A 25,715-nucleotide genomic window follows, 5' to 3' on the forward strand; every position below is an offset into this window, starting at 1 on the left:
CTTGATCCGGCCCCCACCCGGCACCTCGTAGGGTGACTCCACCACCAAAGGGGATAAACCACCCGAAAAGGCCAGGACGGATCCACCGTGAACGACACTCCGCAGCCGCAGCCCACCCCGCCGCCCCTTCCGAGCGGACGCCCGTTCCCTCCGCCCCGGCGCGGCGCGGACTGGATGTTCGGCGGGGTGTACGGGACCGTGCTCGCCAGCGGCCTGCTGGCCGCGCTGGACCAGAAGGGCGGTGAGTACACCCCCTTCTACGACGCCAGCTGGGTCCTGGTGACGGCGGCCGCGGCCGCTGCCGCGCACGGCTACTCGCACCACATGACCAGCCATCAGGCGGGCTCCGCCGCGTACCGCTGGCACGTATTGGTACGGGCGCTGTGGAACGAGTGGCCGATGATCGTGGCCACCCTTCCCACCGTCCTGCTCCTGGTCGCCGCCGGGATCACCGACTGGGACTCGTACGGGGTGACGGCCGTCGGGCTCGGCCTGAACACCGCGCTGCTGTTCGCGTGGGGCTCCTTCGTGGCGCTCCGGGTCGGCTACCGGGTCGGCTCGTCCCTGCTGATCGGCCTCGCGGACGCCACGATCGGGCTCGCCATCATCGTGGCGAACGCCCTCATCAAATAGGCCGGCCGGCTCGGCCCCCGGCCGGCCGGCTCCACCCTCAGTCGGCCGGCTCCACCCTCAGTCGGCCGCCTCCGCCCTCAGTCGGCCGCCTCCGCCCTCAGTCGGCCAGCTGCCCCTCCGCCGCCGCCAGGATCTCCGTCAGCCGGGCCCCGAACTCCGCCCCGCGCGGATCCGGCACCCCGGTGCGGGCGGAGTCGAGCAGGGCGTCCAGGGCCCGCCCGTACGCCCCCGGTACGTCGCTCCAGCCGGGCAGCGAGAACACCCCGTCCGCCCCGCGCAGCTCCAGGCCCACCCCGGCGGCGGCGCTCGGAGCACCCAGGCTGAGCACGGCGGTGCTGGCGGCGCCGGAGCTGTGCCGCAGGGCCAGCTGCACCAGGTCGGAGGGGCCCCGGGTCGCACTGACCTCGGTGACGTCGCCGAGCACCGCGATCAGGACGGAGAGCGCGTGCGGGCCGACGTCCCACAGCCCGCCCTTGGCCTTGCGCCAGGGCGAGTCGGCGTACGCGCTGGGCGCCCCGTCGGGCGGGAAGACGGCGCCGAGCCACTGGGCCGAGGCCGTGAACCACCCGGTCCGGCCCGCCTGTTCCTCGACCCAGCCGGCGGTCGGCTCGGCGAAGCGGAGGGTGAGGAAGACGACGGACGCGACCCGGTGGCGGGCCACCGCGTCGGCGACGGCCCGGGCGTCCGCGACGGTCGTCGCGACGGGTTTGTCGAGCAGGACATGCCGGCCCGCGGCGGCCGCGCGCACGGCGAGGGGGGCCTGTACGTCGGGCGGCAGGGCGAAGGCCACGACGTCACAGTCCGCGAACAGCGCGTCGGGGTCTTCGTACACCTTCACGCCGTACGCCGCCGCCAGCTCGGCGGCGGCTTCGGGCCGTCGGCCCCAGACTCCGGCGAAGTCGGAGCCGGCGTGCGCGGCGAGGGCGGGGGCGTGCGCGCGCTGGGCCCAGGGACCGGTCCCCAGCAGCCCGACCCTGGGGCGGGCGGGCACGGCGGCCGGTTCACCGGCCGAACCATCGGAAGGGTTCAAATCATACGAAATGCTCACGGGTTCAGTCTGCCCCACCCGGACGGGCGCGCCGCCGTCGACCCGCACAACGGGCCCCACCTGCGGCGTAAACGTCGGTAACACGGGGTTCACACCCGGGCAACGGAAGGGAAATCGCGGGCGGGCACGCTGCGGTCATCACCGCAGCACGCAATCGCGGCACCGCAGCCGCAGCACCCGCAGAGTCTGCGCCGGAGCGACGCACCGAAGGATGGGGCCCGTGAGCTACAAGGCTGAGTACATCTGGATCGACGGCACCGAGCCGACGGCGAAGCTTCGCTCCAAGACGAAGATCCTCGGCGACGGCGACGCGCTGCCGATCTGGGGCTTCGACGGGTCCAGCACCAACCAGGCCGAGGGCCACGCCTCCGACCGCGTGCTGCAGCCGGTGTTCTCCTGCCCGGACCCGATCCGCGGCGGCGACAACGTCCTCGTACTGTGCGAGGTCCTGAACATCGACATGACCCCGCACGAGTCGAACACCCGCGCGCTGCTGCGTCCGGTCGCCGAGAAGTTCGCCGGCCAGGAGCCGATCTTCGGCATCGAGCAGGAGTACACCTTCTTCGACGGCGCCCGCCCGCTCGGCTTCCCGGTGAACGGCTTCCCGGCCGCGCAGGGCGGCTACTACTGCGGCGTCGGCTCGGACGAGATCTTCGGCCGCGACATCGTCGAGAAGCACCTGGACCACTGCCTCGCGGCGGGCCTGAGCATCTCCGGCATCAACGCCGAGGTCATGCCCGGCCAGTGGGAGTTCCAGGTCGGCCCCGTCAGCCCGCTGGAGGTCTCCGACCAGCTGTGGATCGCGCGCTGGCTGCTGTACCGCACGGCCGAGGACTTCAACGTCTCGGCGACGCTGAACCCGAAGCCGGTCAAGGGCGACTGGAACGGCGCGGGCGCGCACACCAACTTCTCCACGAAGGCGATGCGCGAGGACTACCGCGCGATCATCTCCGCGTGCGAGGCGCTGGGCGAGGGCAGCAAGCCGCTGGACCACGTCAAGAACTACGGCGCCGGCATCGACGAGCGCCTGACGGGCCTGCACGAGACGGCCCCGTGGAACGAGTTCAGCTACGGCGTCTCGGACCGCGGCGCGTCGGTCCGCATCCCCTGGCAGGTGGAGAAGGACGGCAAGGGCTACATCGAGGACCGCCGCCCGAACGCGAACGTCGACCCGTACGTGGTGACCCGCCTGATCGTGGACACCTGCTGCACCGGCCTGGAGAAGGACGGCCTGGTCTGAGCCCTCCCTCCGACACCCGACGGCGCCCGCCGAGCCCCCGTGGCCGGCGGGCGCCGTTGTCGGTGGGGGCGGCGGCCGGTGCGGGGGTGGGGCCGGTGCGGGGGTGGGACGGAAGTGCCCGGCATGCGATACGGGGGAGCGGCACGGGCCGACGGGAGCGGTTGAACGGCTGGGGAAATGCCGGGTTCGTCCTGGGCAAATAGCGGGCCACGAGCGGAATTTGAGATTCCGCTCCATAAAGTGAGACGCGCCCTGCCCAGGGTGACCGGCATCTGCTTCAATGGGCGCATGGCCAGCCACCCGCATCACACCTCGTCAGGTCGCAGCGACCTCGAGCCGTTCTGGCCGTCCCGGCAGCATCACGACTTCGACCGGGTGTGTTGCCGCGCGAAGAACGCGCCGGCCCTCTAAAGCCTTCCGGGACCTGCACCAGACCTGCCCCGGGGCCTTCGGTCTGCGCGGAACGACATCGACGACCTACGACGCCATGCGTACGTCTCCTGCCGACCTCTCCGCGTGAAAGAGCTGACCACTCATGACCACCCACACCCGCTCGCTCGCCTCCGCCGCCTCCGCCGCGACCACCCCCCTGCCCTTCCCCTCCGGTCATCCGCGCCACCGGCTGCGCGCCGTGGACCGGGACGAGGTGGCCCGGGTCGTGGACCTGCTCCCGCCCGGTGCCACCTGGCTCCCCGCGCCGCAGCACAGCCTGCCGACGCTGCCGGGGCAGCCGCCGATGGTCGGCTACCTGGTCCTCGTACCCGCCGACCAGCAGCCGCCGCTCCACCACCGCGCCCCGCAGGCCGTCGCCGCTCCCCCGGCTCCCGTCGAGGGCGCGGCCGCCGGCGACGCCCTCGTCCGGATCGACACCGCGCGCCGCACCGCCGAGGTCGACGGCGAGCTCCTCGACCTGACGTACCTGGAGTTCGAGCTCCTGGCCCACCTGGTGGCGCACCCGCACCGGGTGCACAGCCGGGACCAGCTGGTGACCACGGTGTGGGGCTACGGCCACGTCGGCGACGGCCGGACCGTGGACGTCCACATCGCCCGGCTGCGCCGCAAGCTGGGCGCGGCCCACCGCGACGCGATCCAGACCGTGCGCCGGGTGGGGTACAAGTACGCGCCGTGAGAAACGCCGGTGGGCCCGCACCCCGTGAACGGGAGTGCGGGCCCACCGTCCCGTTCTAGGCCCTGGCCGCGCGGCGTCCCGCCACGAAGCCCAGCAGCACGTCGACCGCCAGGAACGCGACCAGGCTGATCCCGAGCAGCGGTACGAACCACCCCACCAGCGCCGTCACGGCGGCGATCGGCAGCAGCAGGGTTGCCGGCGCCTTGCGCCAGGCCCCGCGCGGCTGCGGACGGCCGAAGGAGAGCGCGCGGTCCTTGGTGGGCCGGCGCAGCCACCACATCCGGTAGCCCCAGAAGACCAGGAACATCAACGCGACGGCGAGCGCGGCCAGCGCGAGCTGGTTGACGATCCCGAAGGTCTTGCCCATGTGCAGGTCGATGCCGTAGCGCGTCAGCTTGGCCAGGACGGGGTAGTCGGCGAAGCGCAGCTCGTCCATGACCTTGCCGTCGGCCGGGTCCACGGCGACGGCGTCCAGGTGCACCGGCACCTGCTTGTCCTGCTCCTTGACGACGTAGCCCTTGCCCTTGGCGGGCAGGGTCACGCGGAGGGTGTCGGTGACCCCGGCGGCCCGGGCGGCCTCGACGGCCCGGTCGATGCCGATGTCGGCGGTGGGCTGCGGCGGGGGCATCTCCATGCCCTCGGTCATCTGGTGCCCGGCGTGCTCGTCGGCCCCGCCGGAGCCCGCGCCGCCGGCGAGGGTGGCGGAGACGGCGGGGGTGGCCCCGCCGAGGCCGTCCTGGAGCTGCCCGATGTTCTCACCGGCGTACTTCGACCAGGTCAGGCCGGTCGCGGACAGCGCGACGAGGCCGGCGACGGCCCACAGGCCGACGGCCCCGTGCCAGGACAGGGTCTTGCGCCGGCCGGTGGCCGTGCGGTCGGGCAGGACCAGCTGCGCGCGGCGGGAGCGGCGCCGGCCGATCCACAGGGCGAGGCCGCCGAGGGCGACGACCCACAGCCAGCTGGCGGCGAGTTCGCTGTAGTTCCGGCCGAACTCGCCGAGCTGGAGGCTGGAGTGGAACTCGCTCAGCCAGGCCCGCAGCGGCAGCGCGTCGCCCGCGGTGGTGAGCTGCCCGCGCACGTCGGCCGTATACGGGTCGACGAAGACGGTGAGGGTCTCGCCTTCCGCGAGCCCCTTCTTCTCCATGATCACCCGGGTGGTGTCCTCGGCCTCGGGCGCGGGCCATACGCCGATCACCTTGCCGGTGGGGGCGGCTTCCTGGGCGGCCCGGACCTGCGTGCTGAGCGGCACGGCGCGGTCGCCGACGCGGGCGACGGTCAGTTCGTCGGAGTAGACGATGCTCTCGGCCTGCCAGGAGAGGGCGTAGAGCAGGCCGGTGGTGGCGGCGATGAACAGGAGCGGGGCTATGAGCAGCCCGGCGTAGAAGTGCATGCGCAGCACGAGCGGCCGCAGGGCGGCCCACCCGCCGCTGCGCTGGCCGCCGGTGCGCTGGCCGCTGGTACCAGGGGTGTCGGTGCGGGTGTCGGTGCGGGCGTCGGTGCGCGGGGCGTCGGTGTCGGGCCGGGGGGTGTCGGTGTCCGCGGTGCGGACGGCCTGACTCTCGTCAAGGGACATGCGGGTCCTCAGGGTTGGCGTAGACATGGGTGATGAGCCCCGGGTCTCGCCTCCCCCTCGCCGTGACGGGAGGTGCGCCGGTCAGGCGCGGGCGGGCAGCGGGCCGGGGGCCGTGGCTCGGGTGACACGGCACCCGGGCGGACCCCGTCGCACGACGGCATGGGCGTGCACGGCTCCGCGCAGCCGGCGCGGCCGTTCAAGTCGCCGGCGGAACACCGGCCGGGGAGGTACGGGGGCCGGCCGGGTCCGTACCAGCGCGAGCGCGCGGGCCAGCGGCCGGGCGGCGAGCAGCGCGGTCGCGCCGAGGGCCCGGGCCAGCCGGAAGACGGCGGACTCGCCCCAGGCGAGCCAGCCGGCGCAGAACAGGGCGGCGAGCAGGTGCGCGACGACCATCCCGAGGCCCCCGTGCCCGGCCATGGCGGCCATACCGTCCATCACGCCCGCGCCGTCGAAGCCGGGCAACCCGGCCAAGCCATCCACGCCGGGCACGTGTGGCATCCCCGCCGCGACGTCCATCCCCGACGCGGCATCCGTGCCGGGCATTGCCGCCGCGCCGCCCACGCCGTGCATCCCCGCCAAGCCGTCCACGCCGGGCACGTGTGGCATCCCCGCCACGGCGTCCGTCCCCGGCGCCTCCGCCGCGCCCGGCAGGCTCGGGACGTGGTGCATCCCGGCCATGTCATGCGCACCGGCCGTGCTCGACGCGTCCCGCGTCCCGGAAGGCTCCGCCGGGCCGTTCGTCCCGGCCAGGGGGCCCGGCGCGTGCTGGTGCCCGGCCGTCTGGCTTCCGGAGAAGACGAGGTGCAGGACTCCCTGGACGACCAGGAGCGAGGCCGTGATCCCGTACGGACCGCGGCGGCGGCCGGCGCCGAGCCAGGCGAGGACCCCGATCACCCCAAAGGCGTACACAAGCCCTGCGATCGGAATATCCGTGCCGGACATGTACGAATGCCCCGTCGCAGCCAAAGCGACACACACCGCCGCGAACATCGCGGCCCGCGTGGCGCGCATCGGCGCGAAGGTGTCAGGCATGGCCGGATCATGCTCCCACGGGGGCCCGGCGCCACCCACACGTGGGCCGTATCTCATCATGATCGGATGAATTCATTGCCATGGTCGCCCTGGGCGCCCCCGCTGGGCGCGGTGTACGCGGGCGGGGTCCAGTTCGGCGCGTTCGCCCTGGAGCGGCTCGGGCCGGCCGGGCGGGACCGGGTGCTGCGCGGCTGCTCGACCAACGTGGACAACCTCGCCGCCGGGCGCTGGGAGACCCTGCTGAGCAGTGCCTTCGTCGTCGAGGAGCCGATGCCGCTGCCGTACGCGCTGCTACTGGTCGCGGTCCTCGGCTACGCCGAGTACGCGTACGGGGCCTGGTGGACCGCGGCGGTGTTCCTCTTCGGCCACGCCGCCGCCTCGCTCCTCGTGTACGGCGCCCTGCGCGGGACGACCGACGCGCCGACCCGGCGGGCCCTGGACGTGGGCAGCAGCTACGGGTTCAACGCGGTCCTCGGCGCGCTGACCTCGGCGCTGCCGCGCGGGGCGGTGCGCACCACCGCGCGGGCCGGGCTGCTGGCGCTCGCGGCCGTCCCGGTTCTGCGGCGGGACCGGACCTTCACGGACGCGGGCCACCTGGTGGCGCTGGGGCTCGGGGTGGGCCTCTCGGTGGCCCTCGATTGCCTTTCCCGAGCGAAACATCCGAAAATCATATAGATGACACGCGTCACCCCGCACACCGCTGGAGCTGCCACGATGACCGCCACCCCCTCGACCACCGTCGCCAACTTCCGCGACCTCGGCGGCACCCCCCTCGCGGGCGGCCGCACCGTGCGCCCCGGTCTCGTCCTGCGTTCCGGCCAGCTCGACCGGCTCGACCTCGACGCCGACCCGGCGGTGGCCGCCCTGGGGATCCGTACCGTCATCGACTTCCGCACCGCCGTGGAGCGCGCCGACCACCCCGACCGGGTGCCGGCCGGCGCCCGCCTGCTGATCGCCGACGTCCTCGCCGACACGATGGGCTCGGGCAAGACGCCCGCCGCCGCGCAGCTCAAGGACCTGCTGTCCGACCCCGCGGTCGCCGAGGAGCACCTGGGCGGCGGCAAGGCGCAGGCGATGTTCGGCGACATCTACCGGTCCTTCGTGCGCTCCGGCTCCGCGCAGGCCGCGTACCGCACGCTGCTCACCGAGGCGGCCGACCCGCGGTCCGGCCCGCTGCTCTTCCACTGCACTGCCGGCAAGGACCGTACGGGCTGGGCCGCGACCGTCGTCCTGTCGCTGCTCGGCGCCGACGACGAGACCCTGATGGCCGAATACCTCTCGGTCAATCCGGCGGTCCGGCAGGCCTTCGCCCCGATGATCGAGGGCTTCACGGCGGCCGGCGGCGACCCGGAGCTCGCGCTGGCGCTGATCGGGGTGTTCCCCTCGTACCTGGAGGCGGCGCTCGACGAGGTCGCCGCGCGGTACGGCTCCGTGGAGAAGTACGTACGCGAGGGCCTGGGCGTGTCCGACGAGACGGTCGAGGCGCTGCGCACCCGCCTGGTGGTCTGAGCCCCCGGGGCGGGACTCCCCCGGACGCCCCCCCGCCTGGGACGGGTGACCATCCGACGATTCGCTCGTTCTGCTGAACGTGACTGCGCCGGATACCGCCACCCGCCCCTCCTCCCCCGTGCCGCCCGACGTCGAGCAGGCCGAGGCCGCCATTGTCGAGCACTACCCGCGGCTGGTGCGGCTCGCCTATCTGGTGCTGCCGCCCGCCCTCGGCCGCAACCGGCGGGTGCTCACCGCCCATTCGCTGACCCAGCGCGCCCTGCCGCGCGGGCGGCGGGCCGCCGGGCCCGCGCCCGTGCGGGGCGGGGTCCCGGCACAGCGCGGCGAGGCGGAGGAGTCCGGGTACGCGTACGTACGGCTGCGGGTGCTGCGCGCCGCCCTGGAGGCGGGGGTCCCGCTGACGTTCCGGGCGTTGCCGCTGCGCGGGCAGCTGCCGCCGCTGCTCCCCCAGGTGTGGGGGCTGCGGCTGTTCCCGCGCGCGGGCGGGGCCGAGGAGCTGGCGCTGGACCAGTGGCTGGCCACCCTCTCCGGACCCGGCCGGGCCGCCTGTGTGCTGCGCGCGCTGGAGCGGCTGCCGGAGCCGGAGGTGCTGCGGGTCCTGACGCGGGCCGGGGTCGCGGACCCCGCGGCGGCCGTCGCGGAGTCCGGGGACGCGGCGAACGACGCCCTGTTCGCCTCCCCCGAGTTCGACCCGTGCGTGCTCCAGGCCCGGCCCACCGATCTGCTGCGGCGGCGCCGCTTCGTACGGGCCGGGCTGGCGGCCGCGGCGGCGCTCGCCGTGTGCGGGGCGCTGCTCGCGCTGCCCGGCGGGGGCTGGGGGTCGGACGGGGCCGCGGCCCCGCCGTACGCGCTGAACGCCGCGGCCGAGGCGGCCCTGGACCCCGGGAAGCTGACGCGGGTCTCGCCCCGGCTCTGGCGCACCTCCTCCCGTACCGGCTTCTCCGCGTGGCCGGCCCGCGGCGACCGGGCCGAGGATGCCGAACTGCTGCGCCGGGCGCTGGCCGCGTGGGCCCGGCCCGGCGCGTCGGTGGTCGTCTCGGCCACCCCGGGCACCCCGTCGGGCCCGCCGATGGGACCGCCGCAGCTGCTGTTCGCGGGCGTCGTCGACCAGGCCGTCGTGGTCCTGCTGCACGACGGGCTGCGCGTGGTCAGGTACGCCGAACCGCTGACCGGGACCGGCCTCGTCGGCCTCGACTTCGCCCGGACCGACGGGGCGTCCGCGGACACCGCGACCGCGCTGGTGCTCAGCCGGGTCGACGGCAACGTGCGCTACCTGACGGCGCCCTGGGTGACGGGCGCGGCCCTGCGGGACCTGATCAAGCCCGGCGAGGCCCCTACGGCGCTGAAGCTGACGCCGGACGGGGTCACTCCGCCGGTGGTGAGCCCCGCCCCGGCGGGCAGCTGTACGGCCTGGAACGCGCTGGCCCTGACCGGCGACGGGGCGACCCGGCTGGTCACGGACCTCGGCGAACTGACCCCGGCGCGGCTGACGTCGGGGGCTCCGGGTGCGGAGCGCGACGTAACGGAGGCGGCGGAGCTCGGCGAGTGGTCGCGTACCGCGTGCCTGCTGCCGTCGGTGCGCTCGCACGGGGTCCGTTCGGTCAACGCCTGGACGTACGCGAAGCAGCCGCTGCCCGAGGGCGACGGCACCGCGACCTGGCTGTGCTCCCGGGCGGAGACCTGGCAGGGCACGGCGGACCGGGTGCAGGCGCAGTTCCTGGCGCCGGGCGCGCCGCTGGCGGCGCAGGCCGCGAAGGCGGAGGGCTCGCCGGCGTGCGGGCCGCGGGAGCCCCGGGTGCTGGCGGGTGTGCTGTGGAAGTCGCGGGCCGGCCAGTGGTACGTGCTCGCGGCGGGCAGCGCGCAGTTCGCCTCGCTGACGGTGTCGGGCGGCGGGGTCAGCGGGGCGGCGAACGGCAACCGGCTGGCGGTGAAGGCGCCGGAGGGCGCGCAGGTGGACCTGACGGGCAAGCTGACGGACGGCTCGAAGGCGGGGGTGCTGCGGTAGTTCCCCGGCGCGGGGGCGGTGTCGGTGTCGGCGCCGCCAGGAAGTGGGCGCCGAGGGGTTTTCCTTGCCCCTACCCATCAGTACATTGACGCCATGTCTAATACGCCGTCGGCGCCCGCTCCCTTGGCGTCGGAACACATGGACCTCAACGCCCGGAACGTGTCCTTCGACTGGGAAGACACCCCGCTCCACTGGCTGCCCTCCGATCCCTTCGCCGGGCACACCATCAACGTGCTGCACCTGCTGCTGCCCGCCGGCGAGCGCTGGTTCGTGCACGTCTACAAGCAGGTCCTCCCGTACATCACGGACGAGCGGCTGCGGGCGGACGTCATCGGGTTCATCGGCCAGGAGGCGATGCACGCCGCCGCGCACGACGACGTGCTCCCGCACCTGAAGCGGCTGGGCCTGGACCCGACCCCGTACACGGCGCAGGTGGACTGGCTGTTCGAGAAGCTGCTCGGCGACCGGACGCTGCCGCCGGGCAAGGCGCGCCGGTGGTGGCTGATGGAGCGGGTCGCGATGATCGCGGCCATCGAGCACTACACGGCGTTCCTGGGCGACTGGGTGCTGAACGCGGACGAGCTGGACCGGCGGGGCGCGGACCCGATGATGCTGGACCTGCTGCGCTGGCACGGCGCGGAGGAGGTGGAGCACCGCTCGGTGGCGTTCGACCTGTTCATGCACGTGGACGGCAACTACCGGCGCCGGGCGCGGACCTGGGCGACCGCGTTCGCGGCGCTGGTCTTCCTGTGGCAGCGCGGGGCGCGGTTCTTCATGGAGAACGACCCCGAACCGCCCGCCGCCAAGGCCTCGCTGGGCCAGTTCTTCCGGGCGGGGCAGCAGGGCGTGCTCCCCTCCGCGGGGGCGATGCTGCGCTCGATCCCGACGTACCTCTCCCGTACGTACCACCCCTCGCAGGAGGGCTCGACGGCCCAGGCGGTGGCCTACCTGGCCGCCTCGCCGGGCGCCAACGCGGGGGTGCGGCGATGAGGCGGGCGCTGACCGTGACGGCGGTGGCGGGCGCCGCGTTCCTGACCCGGCGCGCCCTGCGCGCGCGCATCGGGCGCTCGCCGCTGTGGCCGCTCCCGGCGCTGGAGAACCCGGTCTCCGGCCACTCCCCGCGGCGGCGGCTGCGGGCGCTGATCGTGTCCCGTACGCAGCCGGCCGAGGGGGTGCTGCGGCTGGTGCTGGAGGCGGCGGACCTGCCCGGGTGGTCCCCGGGCGCGCATGTGGACGTCGTTCTCCCGTCGGGGCTGGTACGGCAGTACTCGCTGTGCGGGGACCCGTCGGAGGCGGGCCGGTACACGATCGCGATCCGTCTGGTCGAGGACGGCCGCGGCGGCTCCCGCGAGGCGCACGCGCAGCTGGTGGAGGGCGCGGCACTCGAACTCCGTCCACCGCGCAACCGCTTCGCCCTGGTCCCGGCCGCGTCGTACGTCTTCGTGGCGGGCGGCATCGGCATCACCCCGCTCCTCCCGATGCTCCGGGCGGCCACGGCGGCGGGCGCGGACTGGTCCCTGCTGTACGGGGGCCGCAGCCGCGCCTCGATGCCGTTCCTCGACGAACTCGCTTGCTACGGCGACCGGGTCACCGTTCTCCCGCAGGACGAGACGGGCCTCCCGGACCTGACCCCGCTCGCCGCGGCCGCGCCGGGCACCCTGGTCTACTGCTGCGGCCCCGAACCGCTCATGGCGGCGGTGCTGGCGGCGGCCGCCGACCCGTCGGCGGTCCGCCTGGAACGCTTCGGCCCGACGGCGGCGGCCGGTCCCGCCCGCCCGTTCACGGTGACCCTGCACCGCTCGGGCCGCACCGTCGAGGTCGGCGCGGACGAATCGGCCCTGGCCGCCGTCCGCCGGGAGCTCCCGAACACCCCGTACAGCTGTGAACAGGGCTTCTGCGGAACCTGCCAACACCGCGTCCTGGCGGGCGAGGTGGACCACCGCGACGAACTCCTGACGGACGCGGAACGCGAGGACTCCATGCTGCTGTGCGTCTCCCGCGCCGCGTCGGACGGCCTGACCCTGGACCTGTAACGGCTCCGCCACCGACGGCTCCCGGCGGGCGGAGCCCTGGTCAGAGGTGGGGAGGGGCGAAGTAGGGTGTCCGCATGACAACCGGGGTGCGACGCAGGATGGGTGTCGAGGAGCGGCGGCAGCAGCTGATCGGGGTGGCCCTGGAGCTGTTCAGCCACCGGTCGCCCGACGATGTGTCCATCGACGAGATCGCGGCGGCGGCCGGGATATCCAGGCCGCTCGTCTACCACTACTTTCCGGGCAAGCTCAGCCTGTACGAGGCCGCGCTGCGCCGCGCCGCCGACGAGCTGGCGCAGCGGTTCGTCGAGCCCCACGAGGGGCCGCTCGGATCGCGGCTGTTGCGGGTCATGGGGCGGTTCTTCGCGTTCGTCGACGACCACGGCCCCGGCTTCTCGGCGCTGATGCGCGGCGGGCCGGCCGCCGGGAGCAGCCGGGCCAACGCGATGATCGACGAGGTCCGGCAGGCGGCGTACGAGCAGATCCTCAAGCACCTCGGCATCGAGCGGCCGCCCGCGCGGCTCGCGCTCGTCGTGAAGTCCTGGGTGTCGCTCGCCGAGTCCACCGCGCTGATCTGGCTCGACGGTCGGCAGATCCCGCGGGCCGAGCTGGAGTTGCAGCTCGTCCACGACTTCGCCGCGCTGGCCGCCGTGAGCGCCGCGTACGACGAGGAGATGGCCGGGATCCTGGTGCGGATCCTCGCCGACGAGCCCGCGGACGGGCCCTTCGGGGTGCTGGTCGGGCGGCTGGCGGTGCTCGTTCCCGGGCCCGCGTGACCATGCCCACGCGATAATGCCCGCGTGATCATTGACGACGGGATGTTGTTCCGGCAGGCCGTGGAGAAGGACGCCGGCACGCTGGTGAAGCTGTACGACCAGGCCGCCCGCTGGATGCGGGCGAACGGCATCGACCAGTGGAAGCCGGGCGGGAAGGACACCGCGCACTTCCGCGCGCGGATGCGCGACGGCGAGGTGTGGCTCGCGGAGGACGCCGACGGGCGGGTCGTGGGCGCGTACGAACTCTGGTGGTCCGACGAGGACGCCTGGGGCGTGCAGCCGCCCGTCGCGGGCTACGTGCACCGGCTGATGGTGGAGCGCGAGGCCGCGCCCGCCGGTGCGGGGCGGCGGATACTCGACCACGCCGAATGGCGGATCGCCCGCACCGGGCGGGAGCGGGCACGCCTGGACTGCGTCTCCTCCAACCCGCGGCTGCTCGCGTACTACCAGGGCGCGGGCTACCGGGTCGTCGGAGAATTTCCGTCCAAGAAGGGCCAGGACGGGAAGGTCTACGGCGTGATCCTGCTGGAGCGGCGTCTCGACGGCTGAACGTCCGCCGCACGCACAGATGCCGCAGCGCGCGCAACCACCCGGCGCACGCCATGTCGGGGCCCCTCTCGGCCGTGCCGCACCCAATCTGTTGCCCCGCGCTCCGGGGCGCCGGTACAGATGGGCGCGACCAGTCGGTACCAGGAGGGGAACAACGTGAAGAAGTCCATGAGCAAGGCAGCGGGCGCCGTCTTAGGGCTGGCGCTGGCGGGTGTGCTGGGGGCCACCGGAGTGGCGCAGGCCCAGGTTCAGCCGTCGGCGCCGGCCCCCGCCCCGGCGGGCGGCAAGACGATCGCGGGAGCCTCCGCGGTACAGGCGCCGGCCTCGGTGATCGCCGAGGTGGAGGCGGCGACGGCGAGGCAGCGCACGCTCGCGCCGAGCGCCCGCGTTGTCTGTTATTCCGCGCACGTGCAGGACATCGGCTGGCAGTCGGCGGTGTGCGACGGCCAGATCGCCGGAACGACCGGGCAGAGCCGGCGGATGGAGGCCGTCGTGATCGCGACGCGCGGCGTCGGCGGCATCTGCGCCAACGCCCACCTCGCCGACGTCGGCTGGCAGGGCTGGGCCTGCGCCGGCGAGGGCGCGGCCGTGACGGTCGGCACCACGGGCCAGTCGCGGCGGATGGAAGCCCTCGGCCTCCAGGTCGGCTCGGGCGCCGTGGCCGCGCAGGCGCACGTCGCGGACCACGGCTGGCTGATCTCGGCGGCCGGGAACCCGGTGTACGTCGGGACCACCGGCCAGTCGCGCCGGATGGAAGCCGTCCGTATCTGGGTCTGACCCGATGCCTGATGCCCCACCTGGCGAGGGCATGAGGCGATGGGACGACCCATGACGAAGCGGCGGCGGCGGACCAAGGCCGCCGCCGCTCCGCCCCTCACATCAGGACCGCTTGAACACCGCGACCGTCCGGGCCGGGGTCGTGAACTCCCCCGTCCTCGCGTCGTACGCGGACCGCTTCACCGCCGCGTCCGCGCCGGCGGCCTGGACCGGGTGCAGGGCGTAGGCCCGGCCCGCGAGGTCCGCCACGCGCTGGTGCCGGGTGTCGGGAGTGGAGTTGAAGACCACCACCAGGTCCCCCAGCGTCATGGTGATCACACCCGGGGTCTCCTCCTTGCCCGACAGCGGGAAGGCCAGGTTCGCCTGGACCGCCTGCGCCGTGGTGAGGCCGAAGGAGGGCTCCGTCGTACGGATCCGGAGCAGGTCCCGGTAGGCCGCCGAGGCGCCGGTGATGTCGGCGCAGGCGGGTGCCGGTCCGGTCAGCAGGGGCTTCGCGTACGGCCACTTGGCCCGGTTGTCGGCCGCCGGCGGCAGGCCCCGGCCGAAGCCGTTGCCGGCGCCGTCGCCGCAGTCCCAGTGGATGGCGTTGAACCAGTCCCCGCTGTCGAACGAGTTGCGGTCCAGCGACTTCGAGCGCAGCAGGTCGGTGCCCGCCTGGGACAGGGCCGGTCCCTGCGAGAGCGTGCCGACCGCCATCGCGAGCACCTGCATGCGGGCCTTGTCGGCCTCCGGCGTACCCTGCGGCAGCTTGTACGTCAGGGCGTCGTAGAGGGACTCGTTGTCGTGCGCGTCGGCGTAGGCGAGGGCGTCGCCGGGAGCCGCCGCGTATCCGGCCGGGGCGCCGTTGTAGTCCACCTCGGAACCCTTGGTCCGGCGGCCGGAGGTGTCCGTGAAGACGTACGAGGCGAGGTTCCCGGACAGCCCGACCTTGATCAGGTCCTGGGCGTGCAGCAGCCGGGCCCGCTGCTGCTCCGGCGTGCCGTTCGCGGGTGACGCGTTCGGGGCCGTGAACAGGCCGGAGGCGAAACCCTGGACGCGCGGGTCCTCGTCGAAGGGGCCGCCGCCGCGCACCGCGTCGCGGGCCCGGTCGGAGAAGGTGGCGATGCCGGTGCCCGCCATGTTCTTCTGCGTGGCCTGGACGAAGCGGGCGTCGTCGGCGACCTCGCCGAAGTTCCAGCCCTCCCCGTAGAGGACGATCTTCTTGCCGTCCACCCCGTCCTTCTGGAGGGTGAGGGCGTCCAGGGCCGCGCGCACGGCCAGGATGTTGTCCTTCGGGTGGTGTCCCATCAGGTCGAAGCGGAAGCCGTCGACCTTGTACTCCTTCGCCCAGGTGACGATCGAGTCCACGACGAGCCGGCCCATCATGGCGTTCTCGGGCGCGGTGTTGGAGCAGCAGGTGGAGGTGGCCACGCTGCCGTCGGCCAGCAGCCGCTGGTAGTAGCCGGGCACGATGCGGTCCAGGACCGACTTGTCCGACTGGCCCGAGGCCACGGTGTGGTTGTAGACCACGTCCATGACGGACCGCAGGCCCGCGCCGTTCAGCGACTGGACCATCTTGCGGAACTCGACGGTGCGGGCGGTGCCGTTCGGGTCGCTCGCGTACGAGCCCTCGGGAACGGTGTAGTGCAACGGGTCGTAGCCCCAGTTGTAAGCGTCCTTCGCCGCGGCGGCGGCCACGCAGGCCTGCTGCTCCTGCGAGTCCGGGGCGTACACCTTGAGGTCGCAGGCCGGTTCGGTGCGGTCCGAGGGCTTCTCCGGGATGGTGCCGATGTCGAAGGCCGGCAGGAGGTGGACGTAGGAGGTGCCGGAGGCGGCCAGCGCGCGCAGGTGCTTCATGCCCGCCGAGTCCGCGTCGGTGAAGGCCAGGTACTGGCCGGGGTGCCGGCTCGTGCGGTCCGCTACCGAGAAGTCGCGGATGTGCAGCTCCTGGATCTGCGCCGAGGCGAACGGGACGGCCGCGGGCTTGCGCAGGCCGCGCCAGCCGGGCGGGGCGAGCTTCGGGTCGGCCAGGTCCACGGCCAGGCTGTGGGTGGAGTCCGTGGTCAGGGCGGTGGAGTACGGGTCGGTGACCAGGTTGCGGACGATCTGCCCGGTGCTCGGGGCCCAGACGGTGACGGCGTAGCGGTAGGGCTTGCCGGTCCAGGAGCGTTCGCCGCGCACCGACCAGACGCCGGTGGCGTCGTCGCGGCGCATGGCGACGGTGCGGCCGTCGAGTTCGAGGGCGACCTGCTGGGCCGTGGGGGCCCAGACGGAGAGGGTGGGGCGGCCGTCGTCGAAGACCGGGCCGAGGCGGGCGTTCGTCGCGTACAGGTCGTCGAGGACGCCGGCGAGCTGGACGCCGGTGGCGGCGAGGACGGCGCCGTTCGCGGCGCGGGCGCTCGCGACGAGCTGGCCGCGCAGGGCCTCGCGGACGCGGCCGCGGTCGCGGGGGTCGACGGTGTAGGCGGTGTACGAGGCCAGGTGCGGGAACTTCCGCTTCTGCGCCTCGGTGAGCCCGGACTTGGCCAGGCGCAGCCACCGGGCGGTGTCGGCGCCGGTCAGGGCGCCGTTCGCGGCCTTGACCGAGCCCTCGCGGGAGGCGAGGAGCTGGACGGAGGCGGCGGCCGCGGGGGCGTTCCAGGCGAGGGTGTCGCGGTCGATCCAGACGGCCTGGGCCTTGGTGAGGTCCAGGGCGGCGGAGGAGCCGGCGGGCTGCGGGAGGAGGAGGTTCGCCTGGCCGCCCAGCATCCAGACCTCGTGGCCGGTGGCCAGCAGGTCGAGGGACTGGTCGGAGGGGAGGTCCTTCTCGTCGCCCTTGTGGAGGATGTAGCTGAGGCTGGTGGCTCCGGCGGCGAGGGGGACCTCGTAGACCGCGCCGTAGGAGTCGGTGCGGGTGGGCATCAGCGGCTTGGACCAGTCGGTGGGGTTCGCGGCGCCGGTCCAGACGTGCAGGCCCCAGCCGTCGTAGGCGCCGTCGGCGCGCCGGTGGTGCAGGACGGCCTTGGTCTGGTCCGCCGGAGGGGAGTCGGGGCGGTCGGTGCGGGCGGGTTCCTTGCCCTGCTCCAGCCAGATCTCGCCGGTCCGGGTGACGTCGATGGCGCGGTCGGCGGCGACGTCCTTGGTGCCGTCCTTGTCGATGACGAGGTAGCCGACGGAGGAGGCGCCGGGCTTGAGCTTGACGTAGGCGAAAGCGCCGTACGCGTCGCGGCCGGTGAAGGGGTGCCCCTCGGGCCAGGGCGTGGCTTCGCCGTCGGCGATGTCGCCCCAGGCGTGGAGCCGCCAGTCGCTGTAGTCGCCGTCGGGGCGGTTGTAGTGGACGACGGCGTAGTCGCGCTGGGTGGCGGTGGGGACGGGGGTGGGCGGGGTCTGGCCGGCGACGGACCCGGCGAGGGCGCTCGCGGTGCGGCCGGAGGCGTCGATGACGACGGCCTTGTAGCGCAGGGCGGTGCCGGCCGGGGCCGTGATGTGCTGGGTGACCTTGTACGGGGCGTGGTCGGCGGAACCGAGCACCTGCCAGGCGTCGTTGCCGGTCTGGGCGGCGAAGACCACCCGGCCCGGGCCGCCTCCGGTGACGTCGGCGGAGAGCTCGACCGTGCCGGTGGCGCCGGGGGCCGGGGCCTTCAGGGTCAGGGCGGGCTTGGTGGCGGGGGCGGCGAGCGGGGCGACGCCCTGGAGGACGACCGAGCCGAGGGCGGGGACGACGACGGTGAGCTTGCCGGCCGCGGAGGCGCGGATCAGGGCGGTGCCGCCGTACAGGGTGCGGTACTGGGCGCCGGCCGGGGCGTCGATCTCGACGGTCCGGGACTCGGCGGCGTTGTTGGCGGCGACGAGGTACTCGGTGCGGGAGCGTGCGTTCGCGCGGATGTCCGTCCGGGCGAAGGCGTAGACGGAACCGTCGGAGAAACGTTCGCTCTGGACGCCGTCGCGCAGGGCCGGGTGGTCCTTGGTCAGCTTCGAGAGAGCACTGATCTGCTTGTAGAGCGGGTGTCCCGGATCGTAGGCATCGCTCGCATGGGTGCGCGCCGTGCCCAGCTGGTCGTCGTCCAGGTAGTCGGCGACCCGGGAGGCGAACAGCGGTTGCCGGGCGTCCTTGTCGCCGCCCGCGCCGGTGAAGCCCTGCTCGTCACCGGAGTAGATCACCGGGTTGCCCCGGGAGAGGAACATCAGCTCGTTGGCGAGCCGGTAGCGGTCCAGCAGCTCCTGCTCCCCCGCCCCCGGACGGTCCTGCTTCAGGAAGGTGCCGAAGCGGCCCATGTCGTGGTTGCCGAGGAAGGTGACCTGCTCGTACGCGTTGGCCTTGTCGGTGGTGTACCGGTAGTCGTCGGCCAGCACCGAGCCCAGCCGGGAGGCCGCCGCGCCCTGGGAGGCGTACGCGCGGATCGCGTCCTGGAGCGGGAAGTCGAGGGTCGCGTCGAGGCGCCCGCGCGTCACGTACGGGGAGGTGACGGCGGTGTCGGCGGAGTAGACCTCGCCGAACATGAAGAAGTCCTCGCGGCCGCGCCGGGCGGCGTACTTGTCGAGGGCGGTCGCCCACTGCGTCCAGAACCCGGTGTTGACGTGCTTGACCGTGTCGATCCGGAAGCCGTCGATGTCGAAGTCCTCGACCCACTTCTCGTAGATCTTCTCCATCCCGCTCACGACCTCGGGACGCTCGGTCCACAGGTCGTCGAGCCCGACGAAGTCGCCCTGCTCGGAGGACTCACCCGCGAAGGTGGAATCACCCCGGTTGTGGTACATCGCCGGGTCGTTGAGCCAGGCCGGGGACTTCAGGTTCTTCTTCGCCTCGGGGACGAAGGGGGTGCGCGGGAAGGTGCCGGCGCCGGTCTTCGGGAACCCCCGCTTCCCGTCGGCGTAGTCGGAGTCCTCGAAGGGCACGCCGTCCTTCGTCAGATAGGGGAAGGCGCCCTTGGAGAGGTACGAGTAGGAGGCCTCGCGGTAGTCGACGACATCGGCGGTGTGGTTGGTGATGACGTCGAAGAAGACCTTCATCCCCTTCTTGTGCGCCTTGTCGATCAGCCGCTCCAGGTCGGCGTTGGTGCCGAAGTGCGGATCGACCTGCGTGAAGTCGGTGATCCAGTAACCGTGGTACCCGGCGGAGGCGTCGGCCCCCTTCCCCTGCACCGGCTGGTTCTTGAAGATCGGCGCCATCCAGATGGCGGTGGTGCCGAGCCCCTTGATGTAGTCGAGCCGGTCGGTCAGGCCCTTGAGGTCGCCGCCCTGGTAGAAGCCCTTGTCCGTCGGGTCCAGACCCGTCTCCAGCCGGGTGCCGGTCAGCCCGCCCCGGTCGTTGCGCGGGTCGCCGTTCGCGAACCGGTCCGGGAGGACGAAGTAGAACTGCTCCCGGGTCAGATCGTGCCGCGCCGGCTCGGCGGCCAGTTTCGCGTCCGAGGGCGGGGCCGGCGGCCGGGGTGCGGCGGCCGCGGCGGGGAGGGCGGGCAGGAGCGTCACGGCCAGGGCGGCGGCGAGCACTCCTGCGGCGGGGCGTATCAAGGCGGTTCTCCTTGGTTACGTGTCGCGTGGATGAGGGCCGCCCGGCGGTGGCGGGGTCGTGATGTGCCGGGCGGCCCTGGTCTGTGGGGCGGTCGGCCGCGGGTCAGCTCCGCCAGGTGTCGGACAGCAGGGCCGTGCCGCTCGCCGGGACGGTGGCGGCGCGGTTGGCGCCGCTCTCCCAGGTGACGTTCCCGGCGGCGTCCTTGCGGACGTACTTGTACGAGAAGGCGGTGCCCGGCGGGAGCGTCACGTCGAGCTTCCAGACGGGGTAGGCCGCCGGGTCGAGCTTGAGGGCGCCGGCGGTGTTCCAGTTGCCGAGGGCGCTCTGGTCACCGGTGACGTAGATGTTCTGCCCCGGGGCGGTGGTGGCGTTGACGGCGAAGGAGGCGCCGGCGCCGACCGGCGTACCACTGCCGCCGCCGCAGGTACGGGCGTTCACGTGCAGCGCGACGACGGTTCCGGCGCCGAGGGTGGCGGTGAACTGGCCGGAGGAGCCGACGGTGACGGTGCGACCGCTCTGGACGTCGCAGTAGTTCCCGGCCGGCAGGGAGGTCTGGAAGGTGCGGGTCAGGGCCGAGCCCTCGTGGTTGATGGCCACGTACGCCTTGGCACCGCGCCCGAAGGCGATCTGGTCGCCGCCGTTGTCCCACCAGTTGGTGACGCCCTCGCCGCGGGCCGCGTTGCGGAAGCCGACCATGGAGGAGATCTCCCGCCAGGCGTGCTGGCACTTCCAGCCGTCGGAGTAACAGGCGCTCACCGCGCCGCCGTTCGGCGGCCCGGCGTCCTTGTCGCTCCACTCGTACCCGGAGTGCACGTCCGGGGAGCCGTAGGGCCAGGCCAGCATGAACACGCTGGCGAGGGTGTAGGCCGAGCCGTCCTTGTAGTTCAGGGTGTCGCCGACCCGCTCGGTGTCGTGGTTGTCGACGAAGACGGCGGACCGGCCGCTCGCCATGTACCCCCACGCCTCACCGAAGTTCTTCAGGTAGGCGAGGTTCTCGCTCTGGAAGACCCGCTTCAGATCCCGGGCGTACCGGAACTCCTGCACGTCACCGCTGCCGAGGTACTCGGACGGCGAGACGGCCTCACCGGCCCCGGATATCGCCTCCTGCTTCCAGTAGACGGAAGGATTCGTCAGCCGCGACTTGATGTTGGCGAGGTCGGCGGCCGGCATGTGCTTGGCGGCGTCGATCCGGAACCCGTCGACGCCCAGCGACAGCAGGTCGTTCAGGTACCCGGCGATCCGGCCGCGCACGTACTCCTCACCGGTGTCCAGGTCGGCGAGCTGCACGAGCTCGCAGTTCTGCACGTTGGCGCGGTCCTGGTAGTTGGAAATGGTGACGCGGCAGTCGTCCATGTCGGCCCCGGAGTAGAGCCCGGGGTAGCCGTACTTCGTGTACGAAGACCCCCCGGTCCCCACCCCGTCACCCGCGGCCATGTGGTTGATGACGGAGTCGGCGACGACCTTCACCCCGGCGGCGTGGCAGGTGTCGACCATCGCCTTGAAGGCGGCCCGGTCACCGAGCCGCCCGGCGATCTTGTAGCTGACGGGCTGGTACGAAGTCCACCACTGGGGACCCTGGATGTGCTCCTGGGGCGGCGAAACCTGCACGTACCCGTACCCGGCGGGCCCGAGCGAATCCGTACAGGCCCGGGCGACGGACTCGAAGCGCCACTCGAACAGCACGGCGGTGACGTCCTTGCCCCCGGGCGCGGCGGCGACGGCGACGGGCGCCTGCGCGCCGAGGCCGGTGGCGGCAAGTGCGGTGACGGCGAAAAGAGTTGCAGCTCTGACGGCTCTGGCAGGCATGCGGGGGGCCTCCTGGCGGGAGAGGTGGGGATGGCTGCGACCGTAGGGGCCAGGTAAGAGCCCTGCAAGAGTTTGCGCAAGAGATTGCAGAATTGTTTCCGAGGCGTGTCCTGCCGTCCAGGTTGATCCGGTACCAGCCCGCAGGGTCAGGCACGATTGACCGCCGGGGGGTCTGACGGGAGTTCAGCTGGGGGCGAGAGAAGGGGAGGGGCGGGGAGGGGCGGGGTCGGCTTGTCCGGTATCCAGGTCGGGCGGAATGGGACAGGGTTGGGGACTTCCCGCCAGTCTCACTGTCCTTCCGGTTCGGTCCGGCCCGTCAAGGGCGCTCACTGCGTTCGCGTCGCTTCGCGATGGCCTTCGGCCACCCTTGACCGACCGGCCCGAACCGGAATGCCAAAGACTGTCGGGAACCCCCCAAAGAAACGGTCAGGGGGAACCTTTCCAACCCCTCGGGAGCGAGACGCCTGAACGGGGGCCCTGCCTCCCGGCAACGCCGCCCTCCGGGCGGAACCCCCTCCGAACCCACCCACAACCGCACCCAAATGACAAGGAAGGGCAGGGCGCGTCAGATCGCTACGCGCTCCTCGCCTCACGCGTCTGCGACCCGTCTGTGGCCGGACATAAGCCGCCCACGATCGCTACACAGCGCGGACCGGCCCGCGACCGCAGGTCGTCGTGGGCTGATGGGCTGAGATGGAGGCCTTCCGGAGCGAAAAGGCGAGGAAATCAACCTGCATTGCAGTCAGGACCAATTCCACCCCACAGACATCCCCCAAACCGTCCGAATACGGACACTTTCTGGCCTTCCGAAGACTCGACGCCCTCCAACCTGCACGAAAAGACGAAATCGAGCTCCTGGCACCCCACCACACCCCGCCGACAGCCCCATCGGCCACCAGCAGGCCATATCGAGCACCGTCAGGCCGCAGACGCCCACCGCGACCGCCCATTCACATCTCGGGCGGCCTATGTCCGGCCACAGACGGGCCGCACACGCGTGAGGCGAGGAGCACGTAGCGATCTGGGGCGGCTTATGAACAGCCACAGGCGGGCCGCAGACGCCAAGCCGAGCGGAGCGCGTAGCGATCCGACGCGCCTGGCCCCCCTTTGGTACTTGGATGCGGCTGGGGGCGGGTCCGGAGGGGGTTCCGCCCGGAGGGCGGCGTTGCCGGGAGGCAGGGCCCCCGTTCAGGCGTCTCGCTCCCGAGGGGTTGGAAAGGTTCCCCCTGACCGTTTCTTTGGGGGGTTCCCGACAGTCTTTGGCATTCCGGTTCGGGCCGGTCGGTCAAGGGTGGCCGAAGGCCATCGCGAAGCGACGCGAACGCAGTGAGCGCCCTTGACGGGCCGGACCGAACCGGAAGGACAGTGAGACTGGCGGGAAGTCCCCAACCCTGTCCCATTCCGCCCGACCTGGATACCGGACAGCAGACCCCGCCCAGGCGTCAGGAATCCGCCGGGGCCTGGGCGGTGGAGCCGCGGACTACCAGTTCCGGTTGGAAGATGTACTCCGTGCGTTGGACCGGGGTGCCGCCCACCGATTCGAGGAGGGCGCCCACCGCCGCCGTGGCCATGGCGCGGACCGGTTGGCGGACCGTGGTGAGCGGGGGGTCCGTGAAGGCGATCAGCGGGGAGTCGTCGAAGCCGACCACCGAGACGTCCTCGGGGACGCGCAGGCCGCGTTCGCGGGCCGCGCGGATGACGCCGAGGGCCATGGGGTCGCTGCCGCAGACAATGCCCGTGCAGCCGCGGTCCAGGAGGGCGCCGCCCGCCGCGTGGCCGCCTTCGACCGTGAACAGGGTGCGCTGGATGCGGCCCTCCGCCTCGGCCGACGGCAGCGCCGCCTTGAAGGCCGCCTCCTTGCGGGCCGAGGGGACGTACCGCGTCGGCCCGATGGCCAGGCCGATCCGCCGGTGGCCCAGGTCCGCCAGGTGACGTACCGCCATGTCCGCCGCCGCCCGGTCGTCCGGGGAGATGAACGGGGCGTTGACCTGCTCGTTGAAGCCGTTGATCAGGACGAAGGGGATGCCCCGGGAGGCGAGCCGCTGGTAGCGCGACGGGTCCGCCGCCGCGTCCGCGTGCAGGCCCGACAGGAACATGATCCCGGTGACGCCCCGCTCCACCAGCTGCTCCACCAGCTCGTCCTCGGTGGCCCCGCCCGGCGTCTGCGTGCACAGCACCGGCGTGTAGCCGTGGCCCGCCAGCGCCTGCTCTATGACCTGCGCGAACGCCGGGAAGATGGGGTTGGTGAGCTCCGGGATCAGCAGGCCCACCAGGCCGTTGCTGCGGCGGCGCAGCCGTACCGGCCGTTCGTAGCCCAGCACGTCGAGCGCGGCCAGCACCTTGTGCCGGGTGCCGGCCGCGACGCCCGATTTCCCGTTGAGCACGCGGCTGACGGTCGCCTCGCTGACCTGGGCCTGCGCGGCGATGTCCGTCAGCCGGAGAGGGGAAGTCACCCCTGCCACCACACCGCCGTGTCCGCCCCGAGGAGCCCGGGGTCGGCCGGGTCGGCCGGGTCGGCGCTGGTGAGGAGCACCGTGCCCGGCGGGGTCATGCGGACGGCCTCGCCCGTCGCGTTGACGGTGCAGACGAAGCCGCCGCGACGGAACGCAAGTACGCCCGCGGGCGCCTGAAGCCACTCCACCGCGTCGCCCGCGCCCAGGTCCGCCCGCTCGCGGCGGATCCGCAGCGCGGCCCGGTACAGCTCCAGGGTGGAGGCCGGGTCGCCCGTCTGGGCCTCGACGCTCAGCGATGCCCACTGCTCCGGCTGCGGCAGCCAGCTGCCGCCGTCGCCGAAGCCGTACGGGGCCTCGGTCCCGGACCAGGGCAGCGGCACGCGGCAGCCGTCGCGCAGTCCGTCCTGGCCGTTCTCCTTGAAGAAGGAGGGGTCCTGGCGCACCTCGTCGGGGAGGTCGGTGACCTCGGGCAGGCCGAGTTCCTCGCCCTGGTAGACGTACGCCGAACCGGGCAGCGCCAGCATCAGCAGCGCCGCCGCCCGCGCCCGGGCCAGGCCCTGCTCGCCACCCCCGTACCGGGTGACGTGACGTACCACGTCGTGGTTGGACAGCACCCACGTCGTCGGAGCACCGACGGGGCGCATCGCGTCCAGGGAGTCGTCGATCGCCGCGCGCAGCGCCTCGGCGTCCCAGCCGGTGCCCAGGTAGTGGAAGTTGAAGGCCTGGTGCAGCTCGTCGGGGCGCAGGTAGAGCGCGGTGCGGTCGGCGCTCGGCGTCCAGGCCTCGGCGACGCCGATGCGGTCGCCGGCGTACTCGTCGAGGACCTTGCGCCAGGAGCGGTAGATCTCGTGGACGCCGTCCTGGTCGAAGAAGGGCAGCACCTGGTTGCCGAGCAGCTTGAGCTGCTCGTCGCGGCCGAGGTCGGGCAGGCCGGGGGCCTTGACGAGGCCGTGGGCGACGTCGATGCGGAAGCCGTCGGTGCCGAGGTCGAGCCAGAAGCGCAGGATGGAGCGGAACTCGTCCTGGACGGCGGGGTGTTCCCAGTTGAAGTCGGGCTGCTCGGGCGCGAACAGGTGCAGGTACCACTCGCCGTCCGCGACGCGGGTCCAGGCGGGTCCGCCGAAGATGGACTCCCAGTCGTTGGGCGGCTCGGTGCCGTCGGCGCCCCGGCCCGGGCGGAAGTGGAAGCGTTCCCGCAGCGGGGTGCCGGGGCCTTCGCGCAGCGCCTGCTTGAACCATTCGTGCTGGTCGGAGCAGTGGTTGGGAACGAGGTCGACGATGATGCGCAGGCCCAGGGCGTGGGCTTCGCGGATCACGGCGTCGGCGTCGTGCAGGGTGCCGAACATGGGGTCGATGGCCCGGTAGTCGGCGACGTCGTAGCCGGCGTCGGCCTGCGGGGAGGCGTAGAAGGGGCTGAGCCAGACGGCGTCGACGCCCAGTTCCTTGAGGTAGGGCAGCCGGCGCCGGATCCCTTCGAGGTCCCCCATACCGTCCCCGTTGCTGTCGGCGAAGCTGCGCGGATAGACCTGGTAGATCACCGCTTCTCTCCACCAGCCGGGCCGGGTGCCGGTGGTGGTGGGAAGGCCACTGTCCGAAGTCAGTGCGTCGGCGAGGTGCTGGGTCATGTCGTCCTTGGAGAGATCGGGCCGGGGGTGAGAGGGGGCAGGCAGGGGGGTCAGCCCTGG

At 73.0% G+C, this 25,715-nt stretch carries 18 protein-coding genes; 11 read left to right on the forward strand and 7 right to left on the reverse strand.

Annotated features, from left to right (window positions below; all coding sequences use genetic code 11):
• Positions 1-87: 87 nt before the first annotated feature.
• Positions 88-633, forward strand: a complete 546-nt coding sequence (locus OG982_RS07575) for a hypothetical protein (RefSeq protein WP_266788606.1) — start codon at positions 88-90, stop codon at positions 631-633.
• 97 nt (positions 634-730) lie between these two features.
• On the opposite strand, the gene OG982_RS07580 is transcribed toward OG982_RS07575, so the two are convergent.
• Complete coding sequence (locus OG982_RS07580; RefSeq protein ID WP_266792135.1) at positions 731-1,675, reverse strand: Gfo/Idh/MocA family protein; 945 nt, start codon at positions 1,673-1,675, stop codon at positions 731-733.
• Between the two features lie 226 nt (positions 1,676-1,901).
• Between OG982_RS07580 and glnII the strand changes: the two genes are divergently transcribed.
• Both glnII and OG982_RS07590 read left to right on the forward strand, forming a co-directional pair.
• Positions 1,902-2,921, forward strand: coding sequence for a glutamine synthetase (glnII, locus tag OG982_RS07585; RefSeq protein WP_266788604.1), 1,020 nt, complete (start codon positions 1,902-1,904; stop codon positions 2,919-2,921).
• 535 nt (positions 2,922-3,456) lie between these two features.
• Entirely contained in the window at positions 3,457-4,050 is a 594-nt protein-coding gene (locus OG982_RS07590) for a winged helix-turn-helix domain-containing protein (protein WP_266788603.1), read from the forward strand.
• Positions 4,051-4,105: 55 nt separating this feature from the next.
• Here the strand turns inward: OG982_RS07590 and OG982_RS07595 are convergent, their stop codons facing one another.
• Positions 4,106-5,623 carry a PepSY domain-containing protein gene (locus tag OG982_RS07595; RefSeq protein ID WP_266788601.1) on the reverse strand — a complete coding sequence of 506 codons (1,518 nt, stop codon included), beginning with the start codon at positions 5,621-5,623 and terminating at the stop codon, positions 4,106-4,108.
• Between the two features lie 81 nt (positions 5,624-5,704).
• A complete protein-coding gene (locus OG982_RS07600; protein ID WP_266788600.1) occupies positions 5,705-6,655 on the reverse strand; it encodes a hypothetical protein in 951 nt (316 codons plus the stop codon).
• Between the two features lie 66 nt (positions 6,656-6,721).
• On the opposite strand from OG982_RS07600, the gene OG982_RS07605 reads away from it, so the two are divergent.
• From OG982_RS07605 to OG982_RS07640, 8 genes are all read left to right on the forward strand, one after another.
• Positions 6,722-7,330, forward strand: coding sequence for a rhomboid-like protein (locus tag OG982_RS07605; protein WP_266788598.1), 609 nt, complete (start codon positions 6,722-6,724; stop codon positions 7,328-7,330).
• 39 nt (positions 7,331-7,369) lie between these two features.
• Positions 7,370-8,164: a tyrosine-protein phosphatase gene (locus OG982_RS07610; RefSeq protein WP_266792133.1), complete on the forward strand. Its 795-nt coding sequence runs from the start codon at positions 7,370-7,372 to the stop codon at positions 8,162-8,164.
• A 70-nt stretch (positions 8,165-8,234) separates the two neighbouring features.
• Positions 8,235-10,169 (forward strand): hypothetical protein, encoded by a 1,935-nt coding sequence (locus OG982_RS07615; protein ID WP_266792131.1) that lies wholly within the window; start codon positions 8,235-8,237, stop codon positions 10,167-10,169.
• 93 nt (positions 10,170-10,262) lie between these two features.
• Positions 10,263-11,159 carry a metal-dependent hydrolase gene (locus tag OG982_RS07620; protein WP_266948198.1) on the forward strand — a complete coding sequence of 299 codons (897 nt, stop codon included), beginning with the start codon at positions 10,263-10,265 and terminating at the stop codon, positions 11,157-11,159.
• Positions 11,156-12,202: a PDR/VanB family oxidoreductase gene (locus OG982_RS07625; protein WP_266788594.1), complete on the forward strand. Its 1,047-nt coding sequence runs from the start codon at positions 11,156-11,158 to the stop codon at positions 12,200-12,202. The genes OG982_RS07620 and OG982_RS07625 overlap by 4 nt, the downstream gene beginning before the upstream one ends.
• 74 nt (positions 12,203-12,276) lie before the next feature.
• Positions 12,277-12,975: a TetR/AcrR family transcriptional regulator gene (locus OG982_RS07630; RefSeq protein ID WP_266788593.1), complete on the forward strand. Its 699-nt coding sequence runs from the start codon at positions 12,277-12,279 to the stop codon at positions 12,973-12,975.
• A gap of 24 nt (positions 12,976-12,999) precedes the next feature.
• A complete protein-coding gene (locus OG982_RS07635) occupies positions 13,000-13,524 on the forward strand; it encodes a GNAT family N-acetyltransferase (protein WP_266788592.1) in 525 nt (174 codons plus the stop codon).
• 156 nt (positions 13,525-13,680) lie between these two features.
• Positions 13,681-14,301 (forward strand): polysaccharide deacetylase, encoded by a 621-nt coding sequence (locus OG982_RS07640; RefSeq protein ID WP_266948200.1) that lies wholly within the window; start codon positions 13,681-13,683, stop codon positions 14,299-14,301.
• A 102-nt stretch (positions 14,302-14,403) separates the two neighbouring features.
• On the opposite strand, the gene pulA is transcribed toward OG982_RS07640, so the two are convergent.
• The 4 genes from pulA to OG982_RS07660 all read right to left on the reverse strand — a co-directional run bounded on the left by pulA (position 14,404) and on the right by OG982_RS07660 (position 25,655).
• The gene (gene pulA / locus OG982_RS07645; protein ID WP_266788588.1) at positions 14,404-19,770 is read right to left on the reverse strand and encodes a pullulanase-type alpha-1,6-glucosidase; all 5,367 of its coding nucleotides are present in this window, start codon (positions 19,768-19,770) and stop codon (positions 14,404-14,406) included.
• A gap of 103 nt (positions 19,771-19,873) precedes the next feature.
• Positions 19,874-21,577 carry a carbohydrate-binding module family 20 domain-containing protein gene (locus OG982_RS07650; RefSeq protein WP_266788586.1) on the reverse strand — a complete coding sequence of 568 codons (1,704 nt, stop codon included), beginning with the start codon at positions 21,575-21,577 and terminating at the stop codon, positions 19,874-19,876.
• A gap of 1,442 nt (positions 21,578-23,019) precedes the next feature.
• Positions 23,020-24,039, reverse strand: coding sequence for a LacI family DNA-binding transcriptional regulator (locus OG982_RS07655; protein ID WP_266788584.1), 1,020 nt, complete (start codon positions 24,037-24,039; stop codon positions 23,020-23,022).
• Entirely contained in the window at positions 24,027-25,655 is a 1,629-nt protein-coding gene (locus tag OG982_RS07660; RefSeq protein ID WP_266788582.1) for a glycoside hydrolase family 13 protein, read from the reverse strand. Before OG982_RS07660 ends, OG982_RS07655 begins: the two co-directional genes overlap by 13 nt.
• Positions 25,656-25,715: the final 60 nt, after the last annotated feature.

The sequence above is a fragment of the Streptomyces sp. NBC_01551 genome (assembly GCF_026339935.1).
Classification (GTDB): Bacteria; Actinomycetota; Actinomycetes; order Streptomycetales; family Streptomycetaceae; genus Streptomyces.